Genomic DNA, 23,178 nt, shown 5'->3' on the forward strand with positions numbered 1-23,178 from the left:
CATCTCCAGCAGAATGTCCGAGCATTCTGCTAGGGATAGGCCGGTTAGTCGAGCTTGGCGGCCGGCGGCTCCGGCACCGCTTTGCTATCGGTCATCGGCACGATGGTTTTGTTTTCCGCGTCGATCGGCACCATTTTGTATTCCTGGCCTTGAACGTTCTTGAGGTAGACCTCCATCTGCCGGAACGAGATGTTGATGTGCTGTTTCTTGAACTCACGGTTGATGAAGCGGTTGACCTCGTCGAGCACCGGGTTGCGGTCACCGAGGTCGCGCACATGCATGCGCAGCTCGTGGTCGAGGGTGCTTTCACCGAAGTTCAGAAAGTACACATGCGGCTCTGGCTCCTTGAGTACTCGCGGGTTCTCCCGGGCGGCCTTGAGCAGCAGTTCCTTGACCAGGTCGAGGTCCGAACCGTAGTCGACACCGAGCTTGAGGGTCACCCGGGTGATGGTGTCGGTCAGCGACCAGTTGATCAATTGCCCGGTAATGAACGTCTTGTTCGGGACGATGATGTCCTTGCGGTCGAAGTCGGTGATGGTCGTGGCGCGGATGCGGATCTTGCTCACCGTGCCCGACAGGTTGCCGATGGTGATGGTGTCGCCGATCCGCACCGGGCGCTCGAACAGGATCATGATCCCGGAGATGAAGTTGGCGAAGATCTCCTGCATGCCGAAACCCAGGCCTACCGAGAGCGCCGCCACCAGCCATTGCAACTTGTCCCAGCTCACGCCGAGGGTCGACAGGGTCGAGACGAAGCCGATCCCGGCGATCACGTACGACAGCAAGGTGGTGGTGGCGTAGGCGCTGCCCTGGGCCAGGTTCAGCTTCGACAGCACAAACACTTCGAGCAAACCCGGCAGGTTGCGAGCCAGCGCAAAGGTGATGCCGATAATGATCAGCGCGCCGAGCATGTCGCCGATGCTGATCGGCACCATGCTCATGTTGGCGCCGGTGCCGCTGGTGTATTCGTAGAGGGTGATGTTATCCAGGTACGAGAACACCGAGATCAGGTCGGACCAGACCCAGTACAGCGCTGCCATGAACCCGCCAAGCAGCGCCAGACGGATCAGGCGCAGGGACTGTTCATTGACCTTCTCGATGTCCAGGGTCGGCTCTTCGATCACTGCTTCGCCGTCACCTGCCTCCTTGGCGGCCTGGCGCTTGGCCAGGGCGCGCTGATACGCCAGGCGTCGGGCTGCAACGCTGAGGCCGCGCACGAAAGTGGCCTCGATTACCAGCCAGAACATCAGCAGGTACAGGGTGTTGATCAGCCGGTCGCTGAGTTTGAGTGCGGTGTAGTAGTAGCCGAAGCACACCGCCACGAACAACGCGACCGGCAGAGCGGTGAACATGATGGCCACGGCCTTGCGGAACAGCGAGGCGTTCTCGTGGGTCGGGCTGCTGACCAGCAGACGACTGAGCAGCCAGGTCATCAACGCGTAGCAGGTCAGCACCACCGGCATGCCGAGTACGTCATCGGCCAGCGCCGCCGGTTGCAGCTCGGCGACGGCTACCACCGCCACCAGGGCCATGACCACCAGCCCGAGCCGGCGAATCCAGCCCTGGAGGAATTCGACCTGGGGCTTTTCCCAACGGAAATGCAATTCGGCCACGCCGCCCGGGGCGAGGATCCGGTAGGCGGTGTAGAACACCAGCCAGGCCTGGGCCATCTGCAACAGTGCCGCGCCCATGTTGGCGTTCTGCCCGCGAGCGTCGATCTGCAGGGCCAGGCCGCACAAAGCCAGGCCCAGGGCGACCGGCATCGCCAGCAAAATATTGATCAGGATCGCTTGCGGAGTGTGCCACTGGCTGTCGCGCTTGAAGTGACCAATGTCCTGGTGAACCTTGTTCAAACGGGCGTACAAGCTCTTGCGCCGCCACAGCAATGCGCCGATCACCAGCGCCAGCGGCAGGAACAGCAGCGGCCGCTGGGTCAGGCCGTCGGCCAGTTCACTCAGGCTCGAAGCCCACGGTAGCGTGGTCACCTGGCGTTGCAGGCGTTCTGGGACGCCGCGCATCCATTCAGGATCAAGCGGCTTGTTGCTGGGAATCCAGAACATCTGTTCATCCAGCGTAGCCCTGAGACTTTGCGCGGTGCTGAGCAGTTGTTTTTGATTGAGTTGCAGCGTGATGGATTCGTTGAGCACCGCGCTCAGTTCGCGGTTCAGTCGCTCCAGCAGGTCGGCGCGAGTGAGGGCCAGTTCCATCAGGCTCTTGCGCAGCTGCGGGGTGACTTGCTCGGGCGGCTGGGCTGCCAGCAGATTATCGACGTACGTTGCCGGATTGCTCAGCAGTTCCCGCTGCTGGCTGACTTCGAACTGATACAGGCGGATGTCGGCGATCTGGTCGGCCAGGTCGCGGTCGACCTTGAGGTGCGGCAGGCCTTGTTTCTGCTTGTAGAGAATCTTGGAGAGCAGCAGGCTGCCCTTGAGCACGTTGATTTGTTCGTCCAGGGCTGAATCGCTCTGGGTCACGTTATCCAGCTGCTGTTTGGTCTGCAGGTTCTGCTGGGTGACTTCGTTGAGACGGTCGGTGGTTTTGAGCAGGTAGTCCGAGAGTTTCAGGTTGGCCGCACTTTCGGTGGCCAGCAGCACGCTACCCCCGGACTTCTGCGCTTCGATGGACTGCTGGGTCACCGTCTCCTGGGACTGGGCCAGGCGTTTCTGGCTGATCAGGTTTTGCAGTTCCTGGATTTCGCGCTCCAGACGGTCGGATTTTTCCGAGAGCAGGTCATGTTGGCTGTTGCCCAGATCCTGCAGCTGATTGTTGCCGGCCAGTTCCTGGCGACGCAGGGGGATCAAGGCATTGAGCGCCGCGAGTTCGGCGTTGAGCTGGTCGCGCTGTTCGCCGCTCAGGGTCTTGCCGTTGTCTTTGCCGGCCTTGAGGATGTTGTTGATCTGCTGGATGCGTGTCTGACTGGCAGAAATTTCCGCCTGGGCGCGCTCGGGGCGGGTCTGGGCGGTAATGACCAGGCTGTTGGCATCGGCCAAAGCTTTTTGCAGATCGCTTTGCTGGGTCGAGCGTTCGGTCAGCAACTGCTCGAGCTGCTGAATCGACTCCTTGGCATAGCGTTGCGCCACCGGCACCACGCTGGTGGCCTTGAGGCGAGTCAGTTCACGCTGATTCTCGATGTTCTGCTTTGGCGCGGTGGCCAGTTGTTGCTTGAGATCAACCAGCTTCTGCTCGTAATCACGCTTGCTGGTGAGCTGGGTCAGCGTGCTTTGCAGAATGCTCTGCAGGGCTTTTTGATCGGCTTCCGGCAGTTTGCGCTCGGCGATCTTGTCCAGGTTTGCCTGCACGGCTTCGCTGGACGGCGGTTCGGCCGCTTGCAACGTACCGACAGAAAGGCTCAAGCCCAGCAGGGCCGTGACGAAAAAGGTGCGCAGGGTTGACATAGAGACCGATCGAAAACAAGACGAAGAATGGAGTTTAGAGGAACAAGCCCGGGCCTGGGCGACTTCCTTCGGGGAATCTGACGCCCACTTTGCCGATCTTGTTCCCTTCCATGACCGCGACAGTCCAGATGGTGTTGTTCCATTCCACCTGGTCACCGACTACCGGTGCACCCCCCACTTTATGGGCAATGAAGCTGGCCAGAGTCATGTCCGGATCGATGCCTTCGACTTTCAACCCATACAGGGCAGCAACCGCGGCCAGCTGGGCGTCTCCTTCAAGTACGAAGTCGCCGAAAAAGCGCAGATCGAGGCCTCGTTGCGGTGCCTGGCTGAAGAGTTTTCCGAGGGCCGGCAGGTTGTGTTCATGGCCGATGACACAGAGCAAATCATCGACTTCGAGCACCGTACTACCCGACGGATGGAGCAGTTGTTGACCCCGGAACAGTGCCGCGATCCGGGTCCCTTCGGGCATTTTCAGTTCGCGAAGGGGAGAGCCGATGCACCATTTTTCGGCGCCGAGGCGATACACGAACAGTTCCCACTCGCTGGTGACATGGACTTCCAGGGCGGCCCGGGAGATCGGTGCCGGCTCCGGCGGTACGGTCACCTTCAGAAGTTTCGCCACCCAAGGCAGGCTCGTGCCCTGTACCAGCAGCGACACCAGCACGATAAAGAAGGCGAGATTGAAGTACAGCTGGGCGTTCGGCAGGCCCGCCATCAACGGGAACACCGCCAGAATGATCGGAACGGCGCCACGTAGGCCTACCCAGGAGATGAACACCTTTTCGCGGCCATGGAACGCCTTGAACGGTAACAGGCCGACCATCACCGACAGTGGCCGGGCGAACAGAATCATCCACAACGCCAGGCCCAGGGCGGGCAGGGCGATCGGCAGCAAGTCGTGGGGCGTCACCAGCAGGCCCAGCACCAGGAACATCCCGATCTGGGCCAGCCAGGCCATGCCGTCGAGCATGTGCAGAATGCCATGGCGGCTGCGCACCGGGCGGTTGCCGATCACCAGACCGCAGAGGTAAACCGCGAGGAAGCCACTGCCGTGCAGGGCGTTGGTCAGGGCGAAAACAAACAGGCCGCCAGCAATCACCAGGATCGGATAGAGGCCGGCGGCCAGGTGGATGCGGTTGACCAGCTGCAACATGACCCAGCCGCCGCCCAGCCCGATGACGCCGCCTATGCCAAACTCGCGCACCAGGTGCACGAGCAAATTCCAGTGCAGACCGGTCTCTCCACTGGCGAGCATGTCGATCAGGGTCACGGTCAGGAACACCGCCATCGGGTCGTTGCTGCCGGATTCGATCTCCAGGCTCGCGCTCACCCGTTCGTTCAAACCCTTGCCGCCCAGCAGCGAAAACACTGCGGCGGCGTCGGTAGAACCCACGATAGCGCCGATCAGCAAACCCTGAATCAGATTAAGGTCGAACAACCAGGCTGCCGCCATGCCGGTCAGCCCGGTGGTGATCAACACCCCAACCGTGGCCAGGGATAGCGCAGGCCACAACGCCACGCGGAAGCTGGAAACCCGTGTGCGCAACCCGCCATCGAGCAGGATCACCGCCAGCGCGAGGTTGCCGACCAGATAAGCCGTCGGGTAATTATCGAAAATGATGCCTGCGCCATCGACGCCAGCCGACATGCCCACGGCCAGGATAATCACCAGAATCGGGATGCCCAGGCGGGACGAAAGTGAACTCACTAGAATGCTCGCACCTACCAGCAACGCGCCGATCAAGAACAGGCTGTTGATGGTCGTCGCATTCAAAGGCAGTACTCCGGAAAGCAGAAAGGCGGGCACAAACTGACCATGCAGTCTGCGTGCCAGCGATTCTAACCTGTTGAAATGTGATGCTGTCAAAAAGGTTTTGCCGCAGGGGTGGCTCAAGGCGGAAGATCGTTCCCGGAATTTTTTGTCGCACAACCCTCCCGGCGACGAAGTGCAGGAACCAGATTCGCCAATCACAGTCTGTAAAGTTCGCGAGGAAGGTCATCCGCCAGCAAAATCAAGGCTTTGCGCCGGAATAACCCTGGCATCCGTGGTGACTTTTCTTTATCGTACGCGCCCTTTGAAAATGCCTGGAATATCAAAATGTTGGAAGCATCCCTAAGTCAATTGGAACAGCTCGTCAGCGATCTGGTGCAACAGAACCAGACCTTGCTTGGCACTAACCAGACCCTGAGCGCAGAACTGGCCCAGGCCAAGGATGAAAACGAAAGCCTGCAATTGAGCCTGATGGAACAGGAAGAAAAACAAGGTGCCACCACGGCCCGTATTCAGGCCCTGGTCGAGCGCGTTAGCGCTGGCCCTGTCAGCGCATGAACCACGGCGCCGCAGGGGTAAAGGTCGTCTCGATCCTGGGGGAGGACTATTCGATCAGGGCGCCGGACGGGGAAGAGCAAACCCTGCTGGACGCCGCGTTGATGTTGAAGGCTGCCCTGGCCGACACCAAAAGGAAGTACCCGACGCTGATCGGTGACCGGTTGCTGGTGCTGGCCGCGATGAATTTGTGCTCCCAGCAGATTGACATGCAGAAACAGCACAAGCAGGAACTCGACCGTTTCCAAGAGCAAGTCAGCGCCACGGTTGAAGTAATCTCCAAGACGATCAATCAGGCCTGATCGGCTTTGCGCACAACCAAAGAATAAATTGTCGTTTGAGTTGTATACAATCGGCACGGCTGTTGCAGTGTTTCAGCCTCTTATTCTTTGGGGGTGCTCCATGCAGTTCTGGCGACGCAGTATTCAGTGGCAGTTGATCCTGAGCATGGGCACTGCCCTGCTGGTCAGCATTCTGATCGTGGTTGGCATTTATACCCTGGTGGTCAATCGTCTCGCCCAGAACTATCTGGTCGAACAAGCGCTGCCGTCGAGTATCGAAGCGATGCGCAACGACATCGAGCGCATCCTCGTGCAACCCCTCACCGCCGCCAAGGATATCGCCAGCAACAGCATGGTGCGCGACTGGTTGGCCGGGGGTGAAAGCAGTGCCCAGACCGAGAGTTTCGTGACCTATCTGGAAGGCATCCGTGCCGAGCACAAGGCCTTTACCGCGTTGATGGTCGGTACTGCTTCCAGCCACTACTACACAGAAAAAGGTCTGGATCGGACCCTCAGCCGTTCCAACCCGAAAGACGCCTGGTTCTATTCGTTCCTCGACAGCAACCAGCCGCGCACCCTCAATATCGACCATGACACCGCGACCGGCGAACTGGCGCTGTTCATCGACCTCAAGGTCGAGCAGGCCGGTAAAGTCGTGGGCGTCGCCGGGCTTGGCCTGAGTATGAAAGAGCTGTCAGAGCTGATTCACAATTTCAGGTTCGGTGAGCGCGGCAAGGTCTATCTCGTGCGTTCCGATGGTTTGATTCAGGTCCATCCCGAGGCGCAGTTGAGCGGCAAGCGCACCTTGGCCGAACAGATCGGCGCCCCGGCGGCGCAGGCGGTCATGGGTCAACTCGCTACCGCCACCGCGTCCGCCCCCACTGGCAGCTTTGCGCGCGAAGGCGAAGATTATCTGGCGTTGAGCCTGCCATTGCGTGACCTGGGCTGGACCCTGGTGGCCGAAGTGCCACAGTCGCAGATCTACGCCGAAGCCCGTCGCGCCATGTGGATGAGCGGTGGCATCGGTCTGTCGGTGGCGCTGGTCTGCCTGTTGCTGGTGGTGCTGCTGGCCCGTGGATTGGTGCGGCCGATCCGTCAGGTAACAGCGGCGCTGGTAGCCATCGGTAGCGGTGGTGGAGATTTGACCCACAGGTTAGATTCCAGTCGCGCTGATGAACTGGGTGACCTGGCGCGCGGCTTCAATCGATTCCTCGACAGTCAGCGCGAGATGATCGGCGAAGTGCTGACCACCAGCGATCGCTTGCGTACGGCCGTCGGCCAAGTGGCGCGAGTGGTGGACAACACCGCCGAACGCTCCGGCCGGCAGCAGGAGATGACCGACATGGTTGCCACCGCCGTTCACGAAATGGACCTGACCGTGCAGGACATCGCCCAGAACGCCGGCAATGCCGCCGTTGCTTCGCAAAGCGCTCGGGACGAGGCGATGCAGGCGCGGGAGGTGGTCGGCGGATCCATCCGCCATATCGAAAGCATGTCGGATGAAATTGGCCTCGCTGCCAATGCCGTGGGCGAATTGGCCACTCAGGTCGCCTCCATCGACCAGGTGCTGGCGGTGATTCGCGGGATTTCCGAGCAGACCAATTTGCTGGCGCTGAACGCGGCCATCGAAGCGGCGCGGGCCGGGGACATGGGGCGCGGGTTTGCGGTGGTTGCCGATGAGGTGCGCACATTGGCGCGGCGGACTCAGTCGTCCACCGATGAAATCCAGCAGATGATCGGCAGCCTCAAGCAAGGCGCTGAGAATGCAGTGTCGTCGATGCACAGCGGGCAAGCGGCAACCGGCACGGGTGTTGAATCAAGCCAGCGGACCGGGGCGTCGTTGGCGGCGATTACCGGGCAGGTCGAGCGCATCAGCGATATGAACCATCAAGTGGCCACGGCGACGGAAGAGCAGTCGGCGGTGACGGAAGAGATCAACCGCAATGTGCAGGGGATCTCTGATCTGGCCCGGGCGACTGCCGGGGAAGTCAGGGCTTGCCGTGAGGATTGTCAGATGTTGCAGCGGTTGGCGGATGATCTGGCGCGGCAGATGGGTGGGTTCAAACTGAGTTGATGTGTTGTCTGGGCTGACGCCTTCGCGAGCAGGCTCGCTCCCACATTGGATCTGTGAACACTTGACCCTGTGGGAGCGAGCCTGCTCGCGATTGGATTTCTGCAGCAGCAAAAAATCCTGATCAAAACCACTCATCCTGCATCCCAAGACACACATCATCCCGCGCCTCTAGAATCGCCAGTTCATGGTGGCAACCCGGCACTTCCCACGTCAGGAAATACCGCGCCGCCTGCAGCTTGCCCTTATAAAAGCTCACATCCGCCGCATTGCCTTTGGCCAACCCTTCCTCGGCACGAATCGCCTGTTCCAGCCAGCGCCAGCCAATTACCGTGTGCCCGAACACTTTCAGGTACAGCGCCGAATTCGCCAGGCTGCTGTTGACCTTGCCTTGGCCGAGATCGGTCAACAGGCCAATGGTCACGGTTTGCAGGCGCGCCACCAGTTTCTCCAATGGTTCACGCAGTGCGGTCAGCGATTCGTGTGCCTGCGCCCGTTCGGCAGTGCCGGCAATCAAGCGGATCAACTGCTTGAGCCCCGCACCACCGTTCTGCGCCAGTTTGCGTCCCAGCAAATCCAGCGACTGAATGCCGTGAGTGCCCTCATGGATCGGATTCAGGCGGTTGTCGCGGTAATACTGCTCCACCGGGTATTCACGGGTATAACCATGACCGCCAAGAACCTGGATCGCCAGTTCGTTGGCCTTCAGGCAAAACTCCGACGGCCAGGATTTGACGATCGGGGTCAGCAAATCCAGCAGTTCGTGAGCCTGTTTGCGCTCGGCTTCAGTCTCAAGGGTCGTGGTGTCATCGAACAGTCGCGCCGCATACAGCCCGAGATCGAACGAGCCTTCGACGTAGGCTTTCTGGGTCAGCAGCATGCGTTTGACATCGGCGTGCTGAATGATCGCCACCGGTGCGGTGTTTGGGTCTTTGCTGTCCGGGACGCGACCTTGGGGACGTTCGCGGGCGTATTCCAGCGAGTACAGGTAACCGCCGTAGCCGAGCATGACCGCGCCCATGCCAACGCCGATCCGCGCCTCGTTCATCATCTGGAACATATAGCTCAGACCGTGGTGCGGCTTGCCCACCAGGTAGCCGACGCACTCGCCGTTGTCGCCGAAGTTCAGCGCGGTGGAAGTCGTGCCGCGCCAGCCCATCTTGTGGAACAGCCCGGCCAGCAGCACGTCGTTGCGTTGGCCCAGGCTGCCGTCATCGTTGACCAGGAACTTGGGCACGATAAACAGAGAGATTCCCTTCACACCGGCCGGTGCATCCGGCAATTTGGCCAGGACCATGTGCACGATGTTTTCCGACAGCGGGTGATCGCCGCCGGAGATGAAGATCTTGTTGCCCTTGAGTCGATAGGTGCCGTCGGACGCCGGCTCGGCGCGTGTACGAATATCCGACAACGACGAGCCGGCATGGGGTTCGGTCAGGGCCATGGTGCCGAAGAAGCGGCCGTCGATCATCGGCTGCAGGAAGCGCTGCTTCTGCTCATCGGTGCCGAAACTTTCAATCAGGTTGGCCGCGCCCATGGTCAGGAACGGGTAGGAGGTCGATGCCGCGTTGGCCGATTGAAAGTGCGCGAAACAGGCCTGGGACAGCAGGGTAGGGAGCTGCATGCCGCCCGCATCGAAACTGCGCGCCGCATTGAGGAAGCCGGCTTTGAGGAAAGCATCCACCGCCGGCTTCACTTCCGGAATCAGAATCGCCTGACCGTCCTCGTAGCGCGGCTCGTTCTCATCGTTCTTGCGGTTATGCGGGGCGAAGAACTTTTCGGCGATGTTGCGGGCGGTGCCAAGGGCGGCGTCGAAAGTCTCGCGGTTGTGCTCGGCGAAACGCTCACGCTGGGTCAAGCCCTCGGCATCGAGGACTTCATACAGCTCGAAAGCCAGATTGCGGGAACTGAGCAACGTCTCGGACATGGCGGCCTACCTTTTTTTGGAATGGGCCGAGTCTAGGCGTGGGCGGGGCGGGGTGAACAGGATGATTGATGAGCGTGATGGTGTAGCAGCGCAACGACTTAGCAGACGCCACAAAACAAATGTGGGAGCGAGCTTGCTCGCGATGGCGGCGGCATATCCAAAACGGATGTGACTGACAGACCGCTATCGCGAGCAAGCTCGCTCCCACAAGGTTTTTTGCATTCTAGGCACCCATTGCGGGCGCCTGGCTTTGTTGCGATTTAGCCGATCGTCATCAAGCTCGCATTACCACCCGCCGCAGCAGTGTTAACACTCAGCGCCCGCTCGATCACCAGACGCTCCAGCGCAATGTTGGTTTCGCCCTGGGACAACCCGTGAACCCCAACAATCGCACCGGCACGCTTGGCCACCTGCTGGCACACCGCACGCAGCTGATCGGAATGGCCGTGATGCAGAACCGCATCGAACACCACTTCGTCCTTGTTCCAGTCGGCAACCAGCTTGATCCGCGCCTGAACGTCCTTCGGCAAACGAGCGAACAATGCCTTGGTCAATTCCGCTTCCGGCCACACCGCCGAACCGCCGACGGCCAATACCGCCGCCAGTTGAGCCAGCAGATCACCCTCGACTTCCGCCAGGCACAGCACGTGTTCGCGGGGCAGGATGGCGTAGCTGTTACGCTCGCCAGTCGGGCCTGCCAGAACACGGGTGATCCCGCTTTGCGATTGCGCCGCGAACTGCACGCACAGGGTGCTCAGGTCAGCGAACTTGTTGCTGCCGGCCCAAGCCTTCAAGGCGGTGAGCGGCTTGCTCATGGCGTCACGCAGACGAACGTCCGGTGCTGCGATGGCGTCACCGCGAGCGAAGGATTGTTCGATCGCATCGGTAGGACGTGTCGACAGCAAGCGGTACAGATACAGCGGACCACCAGCCTTCGGGCCGGTGCCCGACAGGCCTTCGCCGCCGAACGGCTGCACGCCGACCACGGCACCCACGATGTTGCGGTTTACATAGACGTTACCGGCGTTGACGTTGTCGATCACCTTGGCGATAGTCTCGTCGATGCGGGTGTGCACGCCCAGGGTCAGGCCGTAGCCGGAAGCGTTGATCTGACCGATCAGTTGATCGATGTCCTTGCGCTTGTAGCGAACCACGTGCAGCACCGGACCGAAGATCTCACGCTGCAGTTCGTCGAAGCTTTCCAGTTCGATCAGGGTCGGCATCACGAAGGTGCCGCGTTTGACTTCTTCGCTATTGGCAATCGCAACCTGGTACACGTTGCGACCTTTGTCGCGCATGGCCTGGATGTGTTTTTCGATGCCCGACTTGGCTTCGGCGTCGATCACCGGGCCGATGTCCACGGACAGCCGCTCAGGGTTGCCGAGACGGCATTCAGCCATGGCGCCCTTGAGCATTTCGATGACACGGTCAGCGGAATCTTCCTGCAAGCACAGTACACGCAGCGCCGAGCAACGTTGACCGGCGCTGTCGAACGCCGACGATACGACGTCGATCACTACCTGTTCGGTCAGCGCCGAGGAATCGACGATCATCGCGTTCTGGCCACCGGTTTCGGCGATCAACGGAATCGGACGACCTTGGGCATCCAGACGACCCGCGACATTGCGTTGCAGTAAACGAGCGACTTCGGTGGAACCGGTGAACATCACGCCTTTGACCCGATCGTCGCCGACCAGACGGGCGCCAACGGTTTCGCCACGGCCCGGCAGCAGTTGCAGTACGCCTTCGGGAATACCGGCTTCGAGCATCAGGCGCACGGCTTGAGCGGCCACCAGCGGGGTTTGTTCCGCAGGCTTGGCCAATACCGGGTTACCGGCGGCCAGTGCAGCAGCGACTTGACCACTGAAAATCGCCAGCGGGAAGTTCCACGGGCTGATGCAGACCACCGGGCCCAACGGGCGATGGGCGTCGTTGGTGAAATCGTTGCGCGCCTGCACCGCGTAATAACGCAGGAAGTCCACGGCTTCGCGCACTTCGGCAATGGCGTTGGCGAAGGTCTTGCCGGCTTCGCGAGCCAGCAGGCCCATCAGCGGCTGGATCTCGCCTTCCATCAAATCGGCGGCGCGTTCCAGAATCGCGGCGCGCTCGGCGGGCGGGGTGGCCTGCCAGATCGGTGCGGCGTTCAGGGCGCACTGGATCGCGTTGTCGACGTCTTCGACGGTGGCTTCCTGTACATGACCGACCACGTCACGCAGATCGGACGGGTTGAGGACTGGTGCAGGGGTTTCGGAGCTGGAGGCGCAACCGAGCATCGGCGCGGCTTTCCAGTGGTTGTGAGCGGTGGCCAGCAGGGCGCACGACAGGGAAGCCAGACGATGTTCGTTGGCCATGTCGATGCCGCTGGAGTTGGCGCGCTCGGCACCATAAAGATCACGCGGCAGCGGGATACGCGGGTGTGGCAGGCCGAAGCCGCCTTCCAGCGTCGCCATCTGCTCGATGCTGGCCACTGGATCGGCCACCAGCTCCTGAATCGAAATGGACTGGTCGGCGATGCGGTTGACGAACGAGGTGTTCGCGCCGTTTTCCAGCAGACGACGTACCAGGTACGCCAGCAGGGTTTCGTGAGTACCGACCGGCGCATAAACGCGGCAAGGACGGTTCAGCTTGCCTTCGGAAACTTTGCCTACAACCTGCTCGTACAGCGGTTCGCCCATGCCGTGCAGGCACTGGAACTCGTACTGACCCGGGTAATAGTTCTGACCGGCAATGTGGTAAATGGCCGACAGAGTGTGGGCGTTGTGCGTGGCGAACTGCGGGTAGATGACTTCCGGCACCGACAGCAACTTGCGGGCGCAAGCGATGTAGGACACGTCGGTGTACACCTTGCGGGTGTAGACCGGATAGCCTTCCAGGCCTTCGACCTGGGCGCGCTTGATTTCGCTGTCCCAGTACGCGCCTTTTACCAGGCGGATCATCAGGCGATGACGGCTGCGGCGAGCCAGGTCGATCACGTAGTCGATCACATACGGGCAACGCTTCTGGTAAGCCTGGATCACGAAACCGATGCCGTTCCAGCCAGTCAATTGCGGCTCGAAGCACAGGCGCTCGAGCAGATCCAGCGACAGCTCGAGGCGGTCGGCTTCTTCGGCGTCGATGTTCAGGCCGATGTCGTATTGCTTGGCCAGCAGGGTCAGCGACAGCAGCCGCGGGTACAGCTCGTCCATCACACGCTCGTACTGCGCGCGGCTGTAACGCGGGTGCAGTGCCGAGAGCTTGATGGAAATGCCCGGGCCTTCATAAATCCCACGACCGTGGGACGCTTTGCCGATCGAGTGGATGGCTTGTTCGTACGAGGCCAGGTATTTCTGGGCATCGTGCTCGGTGAGTGCGGCTTCACCCAGCATGTCGTAGGAATAGCGGAAGCCCTTGGCTTCGAACTTGCTGGCGTTGGCCAAGGCTTCGGCGATGGTTTCGCCGGTGACGAACTGCTCGCCCATCAGGCGCATGGCCATGTCGACGCCCTTGCGGATCATCGGCTCGCCGCTCTTGCCGATAATGCGGCTCAGGGACGAAGTCAGACCGGCTTCATTGTGGGTGGCGACCAGTTTGCCGGTCAGCAGCAAGCCCCAGGTGGCGGCGTTGACGAACAGCGACGGGCTGTTGCCCAGGTGCGGGTGCCAGTTGCCGGTGCTGATCTTGTCGCGAATCAGTGCGTCGCGGGTGCCCTTGTCCGGGATGCGCAGCAGCGCTTCGGCCAGGCACATCAGTGCCACGCCTTCCTGGGACGACAGGGAAAATTCCTGCAGCAGGCCCTGAACAATCCCGGCACGGCCGCCAGCGCTCTTCTGATTGCGCAATTTCTCGGCAATCGAGGCGGCGAGCTTGTTGGTGGCTTCGGCCATGGCGACCGGCAAGCGAGCCTGCTCGATCAGCATCGGCACCACTTCCGGCTCAGGGCGACGGTAGGCGGCGGTGATCGAAGCACGCAGTACCGATTGCGGCAGGATGCTTTCAGCGAATTCCAGGAAGCATTGGTGCGCGTGGTCAGCGTGGACTTCACCGGCATCTTCAGCGTCTTTGCTGATCATGCCGCTCAGCTCGGTCAGGGTTGCACCACCCTCGAGTTTTTCCAGGTAATTGAAAATTGCCTGCTTGATCAGCCAGTGCGGCGTGCGATCAATCGAGGTCGCAGCGGCCTTGAGGCGCTCGCGGGTCGGGTCATCAAGTTTGACCCCAAGGGTGGTGGTAGCCATATTTTTATCCTCATGTTTGCCACGACCGCGTGGCATCAGCTGGCGGCAAGATTAGCTGCGCAACTGGCGAGGTGCAACCGGGTGCAACCCTTTTTTTGTCGGAATGTTACGCAGCTCGTCAGGAAATAAATTCCGGTACGCACGTACCGCCCGCGCTTGATGCTTTTACTTCTAGTAATGCCCCCTGACTGCCCTAAAACGGAGCAAAAACAGGGCTTTTTCAGATAAATCCGACTAGGTGCAACTTATTCCCAAGAAACTGGTTGCACCTTATTTGCTTTGTTGAATAGCATTCGCGCCCAAGGTGCAACCGGCCATAAAAGTCCGGTGTACCGGCTGATGGCTTTCCTGGGGAAACATCAGTCATAAATGCGCGGGATCCAGGATCGTCTGTCAAACGTCATCGTTTGCGAGCGGTTCACCAGCCGCCGCTACATAACAACAAAGCCAGGGCGTCACTTAAAATGAGCGTAAGCAATCCAACCCTGATCACATTCGTGATCTACATTGCAGCAATGGTGCTGATCGGTTTCATGGCCTATCGCTCCACCAATAACCTTTCTGACTACATTCTGGGCGGTCGCAGCCTGGGCAGCGTCGTGACTGCATTGTCCGCCGGCGCTTCCGACATGAGCGGCTGGTTGTTGATGGGTCTGCCGGGTGCCATCTACATGTCCGGCCTGTCCGAAAGCTGGATCGCCATCGGCCTGATCATCGGTGCTTACCTGAACTGGCTGTTCGTCGCCGGCCGTCTGCGCGTGCAGACCGAGCACAACGGCGATGCACTGACCCTGCCGGATTACTTCTCCAGCCGTTTTGAAGACAAAAGCGGCCTGCTGCGGATCATCTCTGCCGTCGTGATCCTGGTGTTCTTCACCATCTACTGCGCATCCGGCATCGTGGCCGGCGCCCGTCTGTTCGAAAGCACCTTTGGCATGTCCTACGAGACTGCACTGTGGGCCGGTGCTGCGGCAACGATTGCCTACACCTTCGTCGGCGGTTTCCTGGCAGTGAGCTGGACTGACACCGTACAAGCCACGCTGATGATCTTTGCCCTGTTGCTGACGCCGATCATCGTGCTGCTGGCCACTGGCGGCGTCGACACCACGTTCCTGGCCATCGAAGCGCAAGATCCAAGCAACTTCGACATGCTGAAAAACACCACCTTCATCGGCATCATCTCGCTGATGGGCTGGGGCCTGGGTTACTTCGGCCAGCCGCACATCCTGGCGCGTTTCATGGCGGCGGATTCGGTCAAGTCGATCGCTAACGCTCGCCGCATCTCCATGGCCTGGATGATCCTGTGCCTGGGCGGCACCGTCGCGGTTGGTTTCTTCGGTATCGCTTACTTCTCGGCGAACCCTGATCTGGCCGGTCCTGTGACCGAAAACCACGAACGTGTGTTCATCGAGCTGGCGAAAATCCTGTTCAACCCGTGGATTGCCGGTGTACTGCTGTCGGCCATTCTGGCTGCCGTAATGAGCACCCTGAGCTGCCAGTTGCTGGTGTGCTCGAGCGCCCTGACCGAAGACTTCTACAAGACCTTCCTGCGTAAAACCGCTTCCCAGGTTGAACTGGTCTGGGTCGGTCGCGCCATGGTGCTGCTGGTTGCCCTGATCGCCATCGCGATGGCAGCCAACCCGGAAAACCGTGTACTGGGTCTGGTGAGCTACGCCTGGGCCGGTTTCGGTGCTGCGTTCGGCCCAGTAGTCCTGATCTCCGTGATCTGGAAAGACATGACTCGCAACGGCGCACTGGCCGGTATCCTGGTCGGCGCGATCACCGTGATCGTGTGGAAACACTTCGAGCTGCTGGGCCTGTACGAAATCATCCCGGGCTTCATCTTCGCCAGCCTGGCGATCTACATCGTCAGCAAACTGGGCGCGCCGACTGCCGGTATGCTCCAGCGTTTCGCTGCTGCCGAGGCAGATTTCCGTCTGAACAAGTGATCGGGATGAGCTGAGGCTCTGACCTTTCAAATACAGGAAAACGGCCCGCTCCCAGTTGGAAGCGGGCCGTTTTTTATTGGCGCATCGCAATGTCTGTAGTCAATTGTTCCGTTTGTTGAAGGAGGTTTCCCTAAATAAGCAGGATAAGTCTGAATTTCCTGGCTCCTCCTCAACACCCCTTGTCACTCATGCAGAATCGCTCGACTTCACTCTGCAGAGACACAGCGGATGTTCGTTCCTGCTAATCGAGCGCCTTTCACGTTACCGATCGACCGCGTCGACCTCATCGAAGCGGCCGATCCCGATGGTTCTGTCAGCCGCTGTCACTACGACGAAAGCGGTCAACTGCAGTCGATCCACTACCCGGACAACAGTCAGCATGTGTTCGTCTGGAATGGCCCGGCCCAGCTGGTCGAAGAAACGCTGGCGCACGGAGGTCAGCGGCGTTATTCCCACGACTCGTCGGGGCGGCTGATTGCTCGACAGGACGAGCACGGTGCCGTCACCCGGTACCAATGGGACGACGTCGGTCGCCTGATTCAGACAACGCTCCCCAACGGCGCCAGCCGCGCCTTCAGTTACAACGCCGACGGCAAGATCACCGCCGAACGCGATGAGCTCGGCCATATCACGCGCTACGAATACACCGACGATCTGCAACAGGTCAGTCGCCGGATTAATCCCGACGGCACCCAGCTGTGCTATCGCTACGACAACGCGCAGGGTCTGCTCACGGCGCTCGAAAACGAATCCGGCGAACACTATCGGCTGGACTACACGCCCAGCGGCCTGATCCGCCAGGAAACCGGCTTCGACGGCCGCCGCACCGTCTACGCCTACGATCCCGATGGCCACCTGCTGGAAAAAACCGAGTGTGGCGATGACGGCATGCAGCTGATCACCCATTTCCAGCGTGACGCAGCAGGGCGATTGCTGGTCAAGACCTTGCCCGATGGCATAAAGGTCGACTACGACTACGATCACCTCGGCCGACTGCTCAGCGTCGATGACGGACACGCTCATCGGCTGGAGTTGGAGTACGACACGCAGGGCCGCCTGATCACCGAACACCAGGGGCGGGGTACGCTGAGCTATGGCTACAACGCCTGCGGCCAGCTCAGCCACTTGCAGCTGCCCGACAACCGCCGACTTGATTATCAATACGCCAAAGGCGGCGTACTGACGACCATCGACCTTGACGGCACACGGCTCACCACCCACGAATTCGTCTTCGGCCGGGAACAGCAGCGCCAGCAAGGTCAGCTGACCAGCCAGTACCACTATGACGAGCATGGGCGGTTGCAAGTCCATGCGGTTAACCAGCCAACCCGGCCGGGGTACATGCGTCATTACTGCTACACCGTCAACGGCAACCTCGCCTCGATTGCTGACAGCCGCCATGGTCAACGCAGCTATTACTACGATGCGCGCAATCGTCTGACCCGCGTCCGCCATTCCCGCGACGACGCCGCGCAAAGCTTCGTTCACGACCCGGCGGGCAACCTGTTGATGCAGGATCGTCCAGGCTCGGTCATCGACAAAGGCAATCGCCTGTTGAGCAATGGCGATCGCCAGTACGACTATGACGCCTTCGGCAACCTGATCCGGGAACGCCACGGCGTCGGACAAAATCAGATCACTGAATACCGCTACGACTGCCAGCACCGGTTGATCGGCATCCTCCTCGCGGATGGCCGATGCGTCAGCTACCGCTACGACGCTTTCGGCCGTCGCATCGGCAAAACCGTCGACGGCAAAACCACCGAGTTCTTCTGGCAGGGCGACCACCTTGTCGCTGAACAGAGCCAGGCTCACCAGCGCAGCTATCTCTACGAACCCGGCAGCTTCCGCCCGCTGGTCATGCTCGACGGTAAAGACCCAGGTCTGGCCTGCGCGTTTTACTACCAGCTCGATCACCTCGGTACACCGCAGGAGCTGACCAATTGCGCTGGCGAGATAGTCTGGTCGGCCAGGTACGACGCCTACGGCAAAGTCATTCACCTGTCGTTCGCAGGGGCGCAGCCGTTCGATCAGCCCTTGCGTTTCCCGGGGCAGTATTTCGATGCCGAGAGTGGCCTGCACTACTGTCGGCATCGCTACTACAGCCCGGATATCGGACGCTACCTTACGCCCGCCCCGGGCAGTTTGGTGCAAGGGTTGAACCCGTACCAATACGCGCCGAACCCGACGGGTTGGATTGATCCGTTGGGGGTGGCTTGCCAGCCATGGCCCGCAGGGAAGGGTGCGTACAAGGGTGCGTACACTGCTCGTGGAGGGGTTTCGCAACCTCCCGCTCGGCTGCGAACCCCTGACGTCCAGCCCCGTACAGGGTAAACTTCCCGCCCTTCGCAGGAGCAGCCATGAATTATCGTCACGCCTTCCATGCCGGCAATCACGCCGACGTGTTCAAACACCTGACTTTGACCCGCCTCATCGCCTTGATGTCGCGCAAGGAGCAGCCGTTTGCCTATCTCGACACCCACGCCGGTATTGGCCTGTATGACCTGCAGGGCGATGAGGCGGGCCGTACCGGTGAATACCTGGAAGGCATTGCGCGTTTGTGGGATCAGCCGGATCTGCCGGCGTTGACCGCGGATTACATGAAGGTGCTGCACGACATGAACCCCGATGGTCAGCTGCGCTATTACCCGGGTTCGCCGGAGTTGGCGCGGCGCCTGACCCGGGCGCAGGATCGGGTGTTGCTCAATGAGAAGCACCCGCAGGATGGTGTGTTGCTCAAGGACAACATGAAGGGCGATCGTCGGGTGAAGGTGCATCTGGGCGAAGGCTGGCATGTTCCCCGGGCGATGTTGCCGGTACCGGAGAAACGCGCGGTGATGTTGATCGATCCGCCGTTCGAGCAGCTCGATGAAATGCAGCGTTGCGCGGCGTCGCTGAAAGAGGCGATCGGCCGGATGCGCCAGACCGTGGTGGCGATCTGGTACCCGGTGAAGGACCAGCGCATGTTGCGGCGTTTTTATCAGGACCTGGCTGGCACCGGCGCGCCGAAGTTGTTGCGGGTAGAGTTGCTGGTGCATCCGCTGGATACGCCGAGCAGTCTCAATGGTTCGGGTCTGGCGATTGCCAATCCGCCTTGGGGTTTGGAAGAGGAGTTGCGTGAGTTGCTGCCGTGGTTGTCGAAGAAGCTTGGGCAGACCCAGGGTGGGTGGCAGATGGATTGGTTGATTGCTGAGAGTTGATGGCTGATCAGATGGATTGATGGCGTCTTATCGGACGCCTTCGCGGGCAAGCCTCGCTCCTACGGGGATTTATGTCTAAGCACAATTTTGTGATCGACATAATCCCTGTAGGAGCGAGGCTTGCCCGCAAAGCTTTTGGCGATCTGAAATCAGATCGGGCAGGTCACGCCCGTACCGCCAATCCCGCAATACCCTTCAGGGTTCTTCGCCAGGTACTGCTGGTGATACGCCTCGGCGAAGTAGAACGTCGGCGCTTCGTCGATTTCAGTGGTGATTTCGCCTTTCCCGGCTTTGGTCAACTCAGCCTGGAACACTTTTCCGCTGGCCTTGGCCGCGTCCAGCTGGGTCGGGTTGGTGGCATAGATTACCGAGCGATACTGAGTGCCGATGTCATTGCCCTGGCGCATGCCTTGCGTCGGGTTGTGCAGTTCCCAGAACATTTTCAGCAGCTCTTCGTAGCTGACTTTTGCCGGCTCGTAGACCACCAGTACCACTTCGCTGTGACCGGTCAGGCCCGAGCAGACTTCTTCGTAAGTCGGGTTCGGGGTGAAGCCGCCAGCGTAACCCACCGCCGTACTGACCACGCCGTCACGCTGCCAGAACTTGCGTTCCGCGCCCCAGAAGCAGCCAAGGCCGAAGATCGCGAAATCCACGTCGGTGACGAACGGGCCCAGCAGCGGGGCGTCGTGGACAAAGTGTTTTTCCGGCACGGTCATGGGGGTTTCGCGGCCGGGCAGAGCTTGTTCTTTGGTAGGGAGCACGTTTTTGTTTACCAGAGTTTCCGAGCGCAGAACCATCATCAGTCCTCTCAGTCAGGTTGGGATGTAAATCAGACCGCCAGTGTGCCCAATGCCGGCCAGTTACGCACTACCCTTGTGGGAGCGAGCTTGCTCGCGATAGCGGAGTGTCAGTGACGTGGATACTGACTGACACACCGCTATCGCGAGCAAGCTCGCTCCCACAGGGATTGCGGTGTGCTCAGGCGATCGGACCGCGCGGGTAGCGTTTGAGCTTTTCGATCAGTTCGGAGCCCGGAATCGGTCGGTCGAACAGGTAGCCCTGGCCGACGTCGCAGCGGTGGCGGCGCAGGAAGGCCAACTGCTCGACCGTCTCGATGCCTTCAGCCACGACCTTGAGTTTCAGGTTGTGGGCCATGGCGATCACCGCGGAGGTGATTTCCATGTCGTCCTGGTTGTCCGGAATCTCATGAATGAAGCTTCGATCGATCTTGATGATGTCGATCGGGAATTTTTTCAGGTAACTGAGCGACGAGTAACCGGTCCCAAAATCGTCCATGGCCAGGGTCAGGCCCAGGCGCTTGAGTTTGTCGAGCTGCAAGTGGGTGTCTTCGGTGGCTTCCAGCAGCAGGCCCTCCGTTAACTCAAGCTCCAGCAGGTGCGCCGGCAGCGTTTCTTCCTTGAGGATGTTGGCGATGGACGCCACCAGGTCCGGGTCGGAGAACTGTTTGGGCGACAGATTGATCGCCACCTGAAGATCGCCCAGGCCTGCGGCGGTCAGGTCCTTGCTCATGCGACAGGCCTGGCGGGCGACCCATTTGCCGATGGGAATGATCAGACCGGTTTCTTCGGCCACACTGATGAACTGGTCCGGGCGAATCATGCCTTTTTCCGGATGGTTCCAGCGCAGCAAGGCTTCCATCCCCAGCAGGCGACCGCTGCGCAGGCAGAGCTTGGGCTGATAAAACACGTCCAGTTCGTTCTGGGTCAGGGCGCGGCGCAGGTTGTTCTCGACGAACAGTTTGTAACTGGCTTCGGCGTTCAGCGCTTCTGTGAAGACCTGTACCTGATGTTTGCCATTGGCCTTGGCCTTGTGTAGCGCCAGCCCGGCGTTGCGCATCAGGGTCTGCGGATCTCGCCCGTGCAAAGGCGCGCAGGCCAGGCCCACGGACCCGGTGACGCTGATCAATTGGTTGTCGACGAACATCGGCTTGTCGAGGGTCGCCAGCAACTGGTTGGCGACTTGTTGGCCAGCGCAGATATCGGTGTTGTCCAGCAACACCGCGAACTCGTTACTGGCAAAGCGCGCCAGGCTGCCGCTCGGGCTCAGGCTGTTGCGCAACCGCCGGGCCAGGCTGATCAGCAACTTGTCACCGGTCTGATGGCCGAGGCTGTCGTTGATCCGCTTGAAGTTGTCGATGTCCACCAGTAACAGGCTGATCGGCGTATCGCTGTCCCGGGCGAAGCGTTCGTCGAGGTTGCGGATGAACGCCGGGCGGTTGCCCAGGTTGGTCAGGTTGTCGGTGTAGGCCAGGCGCTCGATGCGTTGCTGGGCGAGCTTGGTCTGGGTGATGTCTTCGTAGATGCCGATGTAATGGGTCAGCTCACGGTTGTCGCCATAGACCTTGGAAATCGACAACTGACCCCAGTAGGGTTCGAGGTTTTTGCGCCGGCTTTTGAATTCGCCCTGCCAACTGTTGCTCATGGTCAGCGCCGAGGGCGCGTCAAACAACAATTCGCTGAGGTTTTCCAGGGCCGGCAGCTCCGACAGTCGCTGGCCGTGGACCTCGTCGGTGGTGTACTGGGTGATCGCCGTAAAGCTCGGGTTGACGTACTCCACCACGCCGTCGCAGTTGACCAGCAGGAAGGCGTTGGCGCTTTGTTCCACCGCACGCTGGAACAGGTGCAAAGCGCTGGTGGCGGTGCGGCGTTTGTGGTTGTTGATGACCTGGGCGAACTGATCCGCCAACTCGCCGGCGAAGGCGATTTCATCAGACTGCCAGGCACGGGTCGTACCGGTCTGTTCCAGGCAGAGCACGCCGACGACCTGACCATCGACACGGATACTGGCATCGAGCATGGCGTTCACATCGCGCGGGCGCAGGCTTTCGGCCATTACCCGGGTACGCGGGTCGCGCATGGCGTTGTGGGCGTCAATGGCGCGGCTGCCATGCAGGGCTTCCATGTAATCGGGGAAGTCACTGACGTCGATCGACTCCGGCAGCTGATATTCCTGGGTGGCACGGTGATAGGCCGAGATCGGCGAGAGCTGTGACCCTTCGAGGTTCCACAGGCTGGCGCAGTCGATTTCGTAGATGTCACAAGCGCTGCGGGTGATCAGTTGGGCAGCTTCATGCAGGGAGTTGTTGGTGCTGTAGCGTTGGCGGGTCAGCAGCAGGATCAGGTCTTGCTGGGCACGCACCCGGTCCAGGTGCAGGAGTTGGTCCTGCTGGGCGCGCTGATTGAGCTCCAGGGCGATCTGCAGGCGCGAGTTCTGGGTTTCCAGGTCCAGCGTCGGGGGCCGTTGTCCGTCCTCGAATAATCCGTCCACGACCATCAGGTAGCCGCGCAGCAGATGTCGATTGTGCTGTCGGTAGGCTTCGCCCAGTTCGAGCAGGCTCAGGGAGCCGTTGGCGGTGTGCAGGTTGTAGCGGATCAGGTAATGCGGGCTGGCGCTGAGTTGCTGCTGAATCGCATCGTGCAATTGATAGCGCGCCTGGGGCTCCATCAGGCTGGCGTACGGTGAGTCGACCAGGGCACAAAGCTGCGTGGCCGGCTGACCAAACTGTCGTTCGCAATTGGGATCGAGAAACAGCAGCGCCCAGCTCGGTTCATTCAGCCGTTCGAAACGCAGCATGCCCAGCCGCGAGGGCACAGGCAACTGCGTCACTACCTCGGCCACCATACGGCTGGCGGCATCGGGTTGGCTTTTCATAGGGAGGGAAACTCACTTCGAATATGCTGATCGCGCCGGGCTCTCGCCCTCTTTACTGTTGTCTGCGGCAAGGTTGCATCATTGCGGCACCGACTGACAAGAGACATGAAGGCCAAGTGCTATAAGAATATGTCGGCAGG

At 60.4% G+C, this 23,178-nt stretch carries 11 protein-coding genes and 2 pseudogenes; 7 read left to right on the forward strand and 6 right to left on the reverse strand.

What is annotated here, in order from left to right; all coding sequences use genetic code 11:
- Positions 1–44: 44 nt before the first annotated feature.
- Complete coding sequence (gene mscK, locus ACA041_RS02060) at positions 45–3,395, reverse strand: mechanosensitive channel MscK (protein ID WP_497439663.1); 3,351 nt, start codon at positions 3,393–3,395, stop codon at positions 45–47.
- A 34-nt stretch (positions 3,396–3,429) separates the two neighbouring features.
- Positions 3,430–5,172, reverse strand: coding sequence for a potassium/proton antiporter (locus ACA041_RS02065; RefSeq protein WP_497439664.1), 1,743 nt, complete (start codon positions 5,170–5,172; stop codon positions 3,430–3,432).
- A gap of 324 nt (positions 5,173–5,496) precedes the next feature.
- Between ACA041_RS02065 and ACA041_RS02070 the strand changes: the two genes are divergently transcribed.
- The 4 genes and pseudogenes from ACA041_RS02070 (at position 5,497) to ACA041_RS02085 (ending at position 8,079) form a co-directional block, all read left to right on the forward strand.
- Positions 5,497–5,727, forward strand: a complete 231-nt coding sequence (locus ACA041_RS02070; RefSeq protein WP_095127466.1) for a hypothetical protein — start codon at positions 5,497–5,499, stop codon at positions 5,725–5,727.
- Positions 5,724–6,026 carry a cell division protein ZapA gene (locus tag ACA041_RS02075; protein ID WP_497439665.1) on the forward strand — a complete coding sequence of 101 codons (303 nt, stop codon included), beginning with the start codon at positions 5,724–5,726 and terminating at the stop codon, positions 6,024–6,026. The genes ACA041_RS02070 and ACA041_RS02075 overlap by 4 nt, the downstream gene beginning before the upstream one ends.
- A 145-nt stretch (positions 6,027–6,171) precedes the next feature.
- Positions 6,172–7,215: pseudogene (locus ACA041_RS02080) on the forward strand (HAMP domain-containing protein); the annotation flags it as partial.
- Between the two features lie 132 nt (positions 7,216–7,347).
- Positions 7,348–8,079, forward strand: coding sequence for a methyl-accepting chemotaxis protein (locus ACA041_RS02085; protein ID WP_497441993.1), 732 nt, complete (start codon positions 7,348–7,350; stop codon positions 8,077–8,079).
- A 121-nt stretch (positions 8,080–8,200) separates the two neighbouring features.
- Here the strand turns inward: ACA041_RS02085 and ACA041_RS02090 are convergent, their stop codons facing one another.
- Entirely contained in the window at positions 8,201–10,003 is a 1,803-nt protein-coding gene (locus tag ACA041_RS02090) for an acyl-CoA dehydrogenase (RefSeq protein ID WP_497439666.1), read from the reverse strand.
- 260 nt (positions 10,004–10,263) lie between these two features.
- A complete protein-coding gene (putA, locus tag ACA041_RS02095; protein WP_497439667.1) occupies positions 10,264–14,217 on the reverse strand; it encodes a trifunctional transcriptional regulator/proline dehydrogenase/L-glutamate gamma-semialdehyde dehydrogenase in 3,954 nt (1,317 codons plus the stop codon).
- Between the two features lie 464 nt (positions 14,218–14,681).
- Here putA and putP point away from each other — a divergent pair, with 464 nt between their 5' ends.
- From putP to ACA041_RS02110, 3 genes and pseudogenes are all read left to right on the forward strand, one after another.
- On the forward strand, positions 14,682–16,166 hold the full coding sequence (gene putP / locus ACA041_RS02100; RefSeq protein WP_497439668.1) for a sodium/proline symporter PutP: 1,485 nt from the start codon (positions 14,682–14,684) through the stop codon (positions 16,164–16,166).
- A gap of 279 nt (positions 16,167–16,445) precedes the next feature.
- Positions 16,446–18,404, forward strand: a pseudogene (locus ACA041_RS02105) (RHS repeat-associated core domain-containing protein); the annotation flags it as partial.
- A gap of 122 nt (positions 18,405–18,526) precedes the next feature.
- The gene (locus tag ACA041_RS02110) at positions 18,527–19,366 is read left to right on the forward strand and encodes a 23S rRNA (adenine(2030)-N(6))-methyltransferase RlmJ (protein ID WP_497439669.1); all 840 of its coding nucleotides are present in this window, start codon (positions 18,527–18,529) and stop codon (positions 19,364–19,366) included.
- A gap of 149 nt (positions 19,367–19,515) precedes the next feature.
- On the opposite strand, the gene msrA is transcribed toward ACA041_RS02110, so the two are convergent.
- Positions 19,516–20,163, reverse strand: coding sequence for a peptide-methionine (S)-S-oxide reductase MsrA (msrA, locus tag ACA041_RS02115; RefSeq protein ID WP_497441994.1), 648 nt, complete (start codon positions 20,161–20,163; stop codon positions 19,516–19,518).
- Positions 20,164–20,344: 181 nt separating this feature from the next.
- On the reverse strand, positions 20,345–23,038 hold the full coding sequence (locus ACA041_RS02120) for a sensor domain-containing phosphodiesterase (protein ID WP_497439670.1): 2,694 nt from the start codon (positions 23,036–23,038) through the stop codon (positions 20,345–20,347).
- Positions 23,039–23,178 lie beyond the last annotated feature (140 nt).

Source organism: Pseudomonas sp. LBUM1676, from assembly GCF_059695605.1.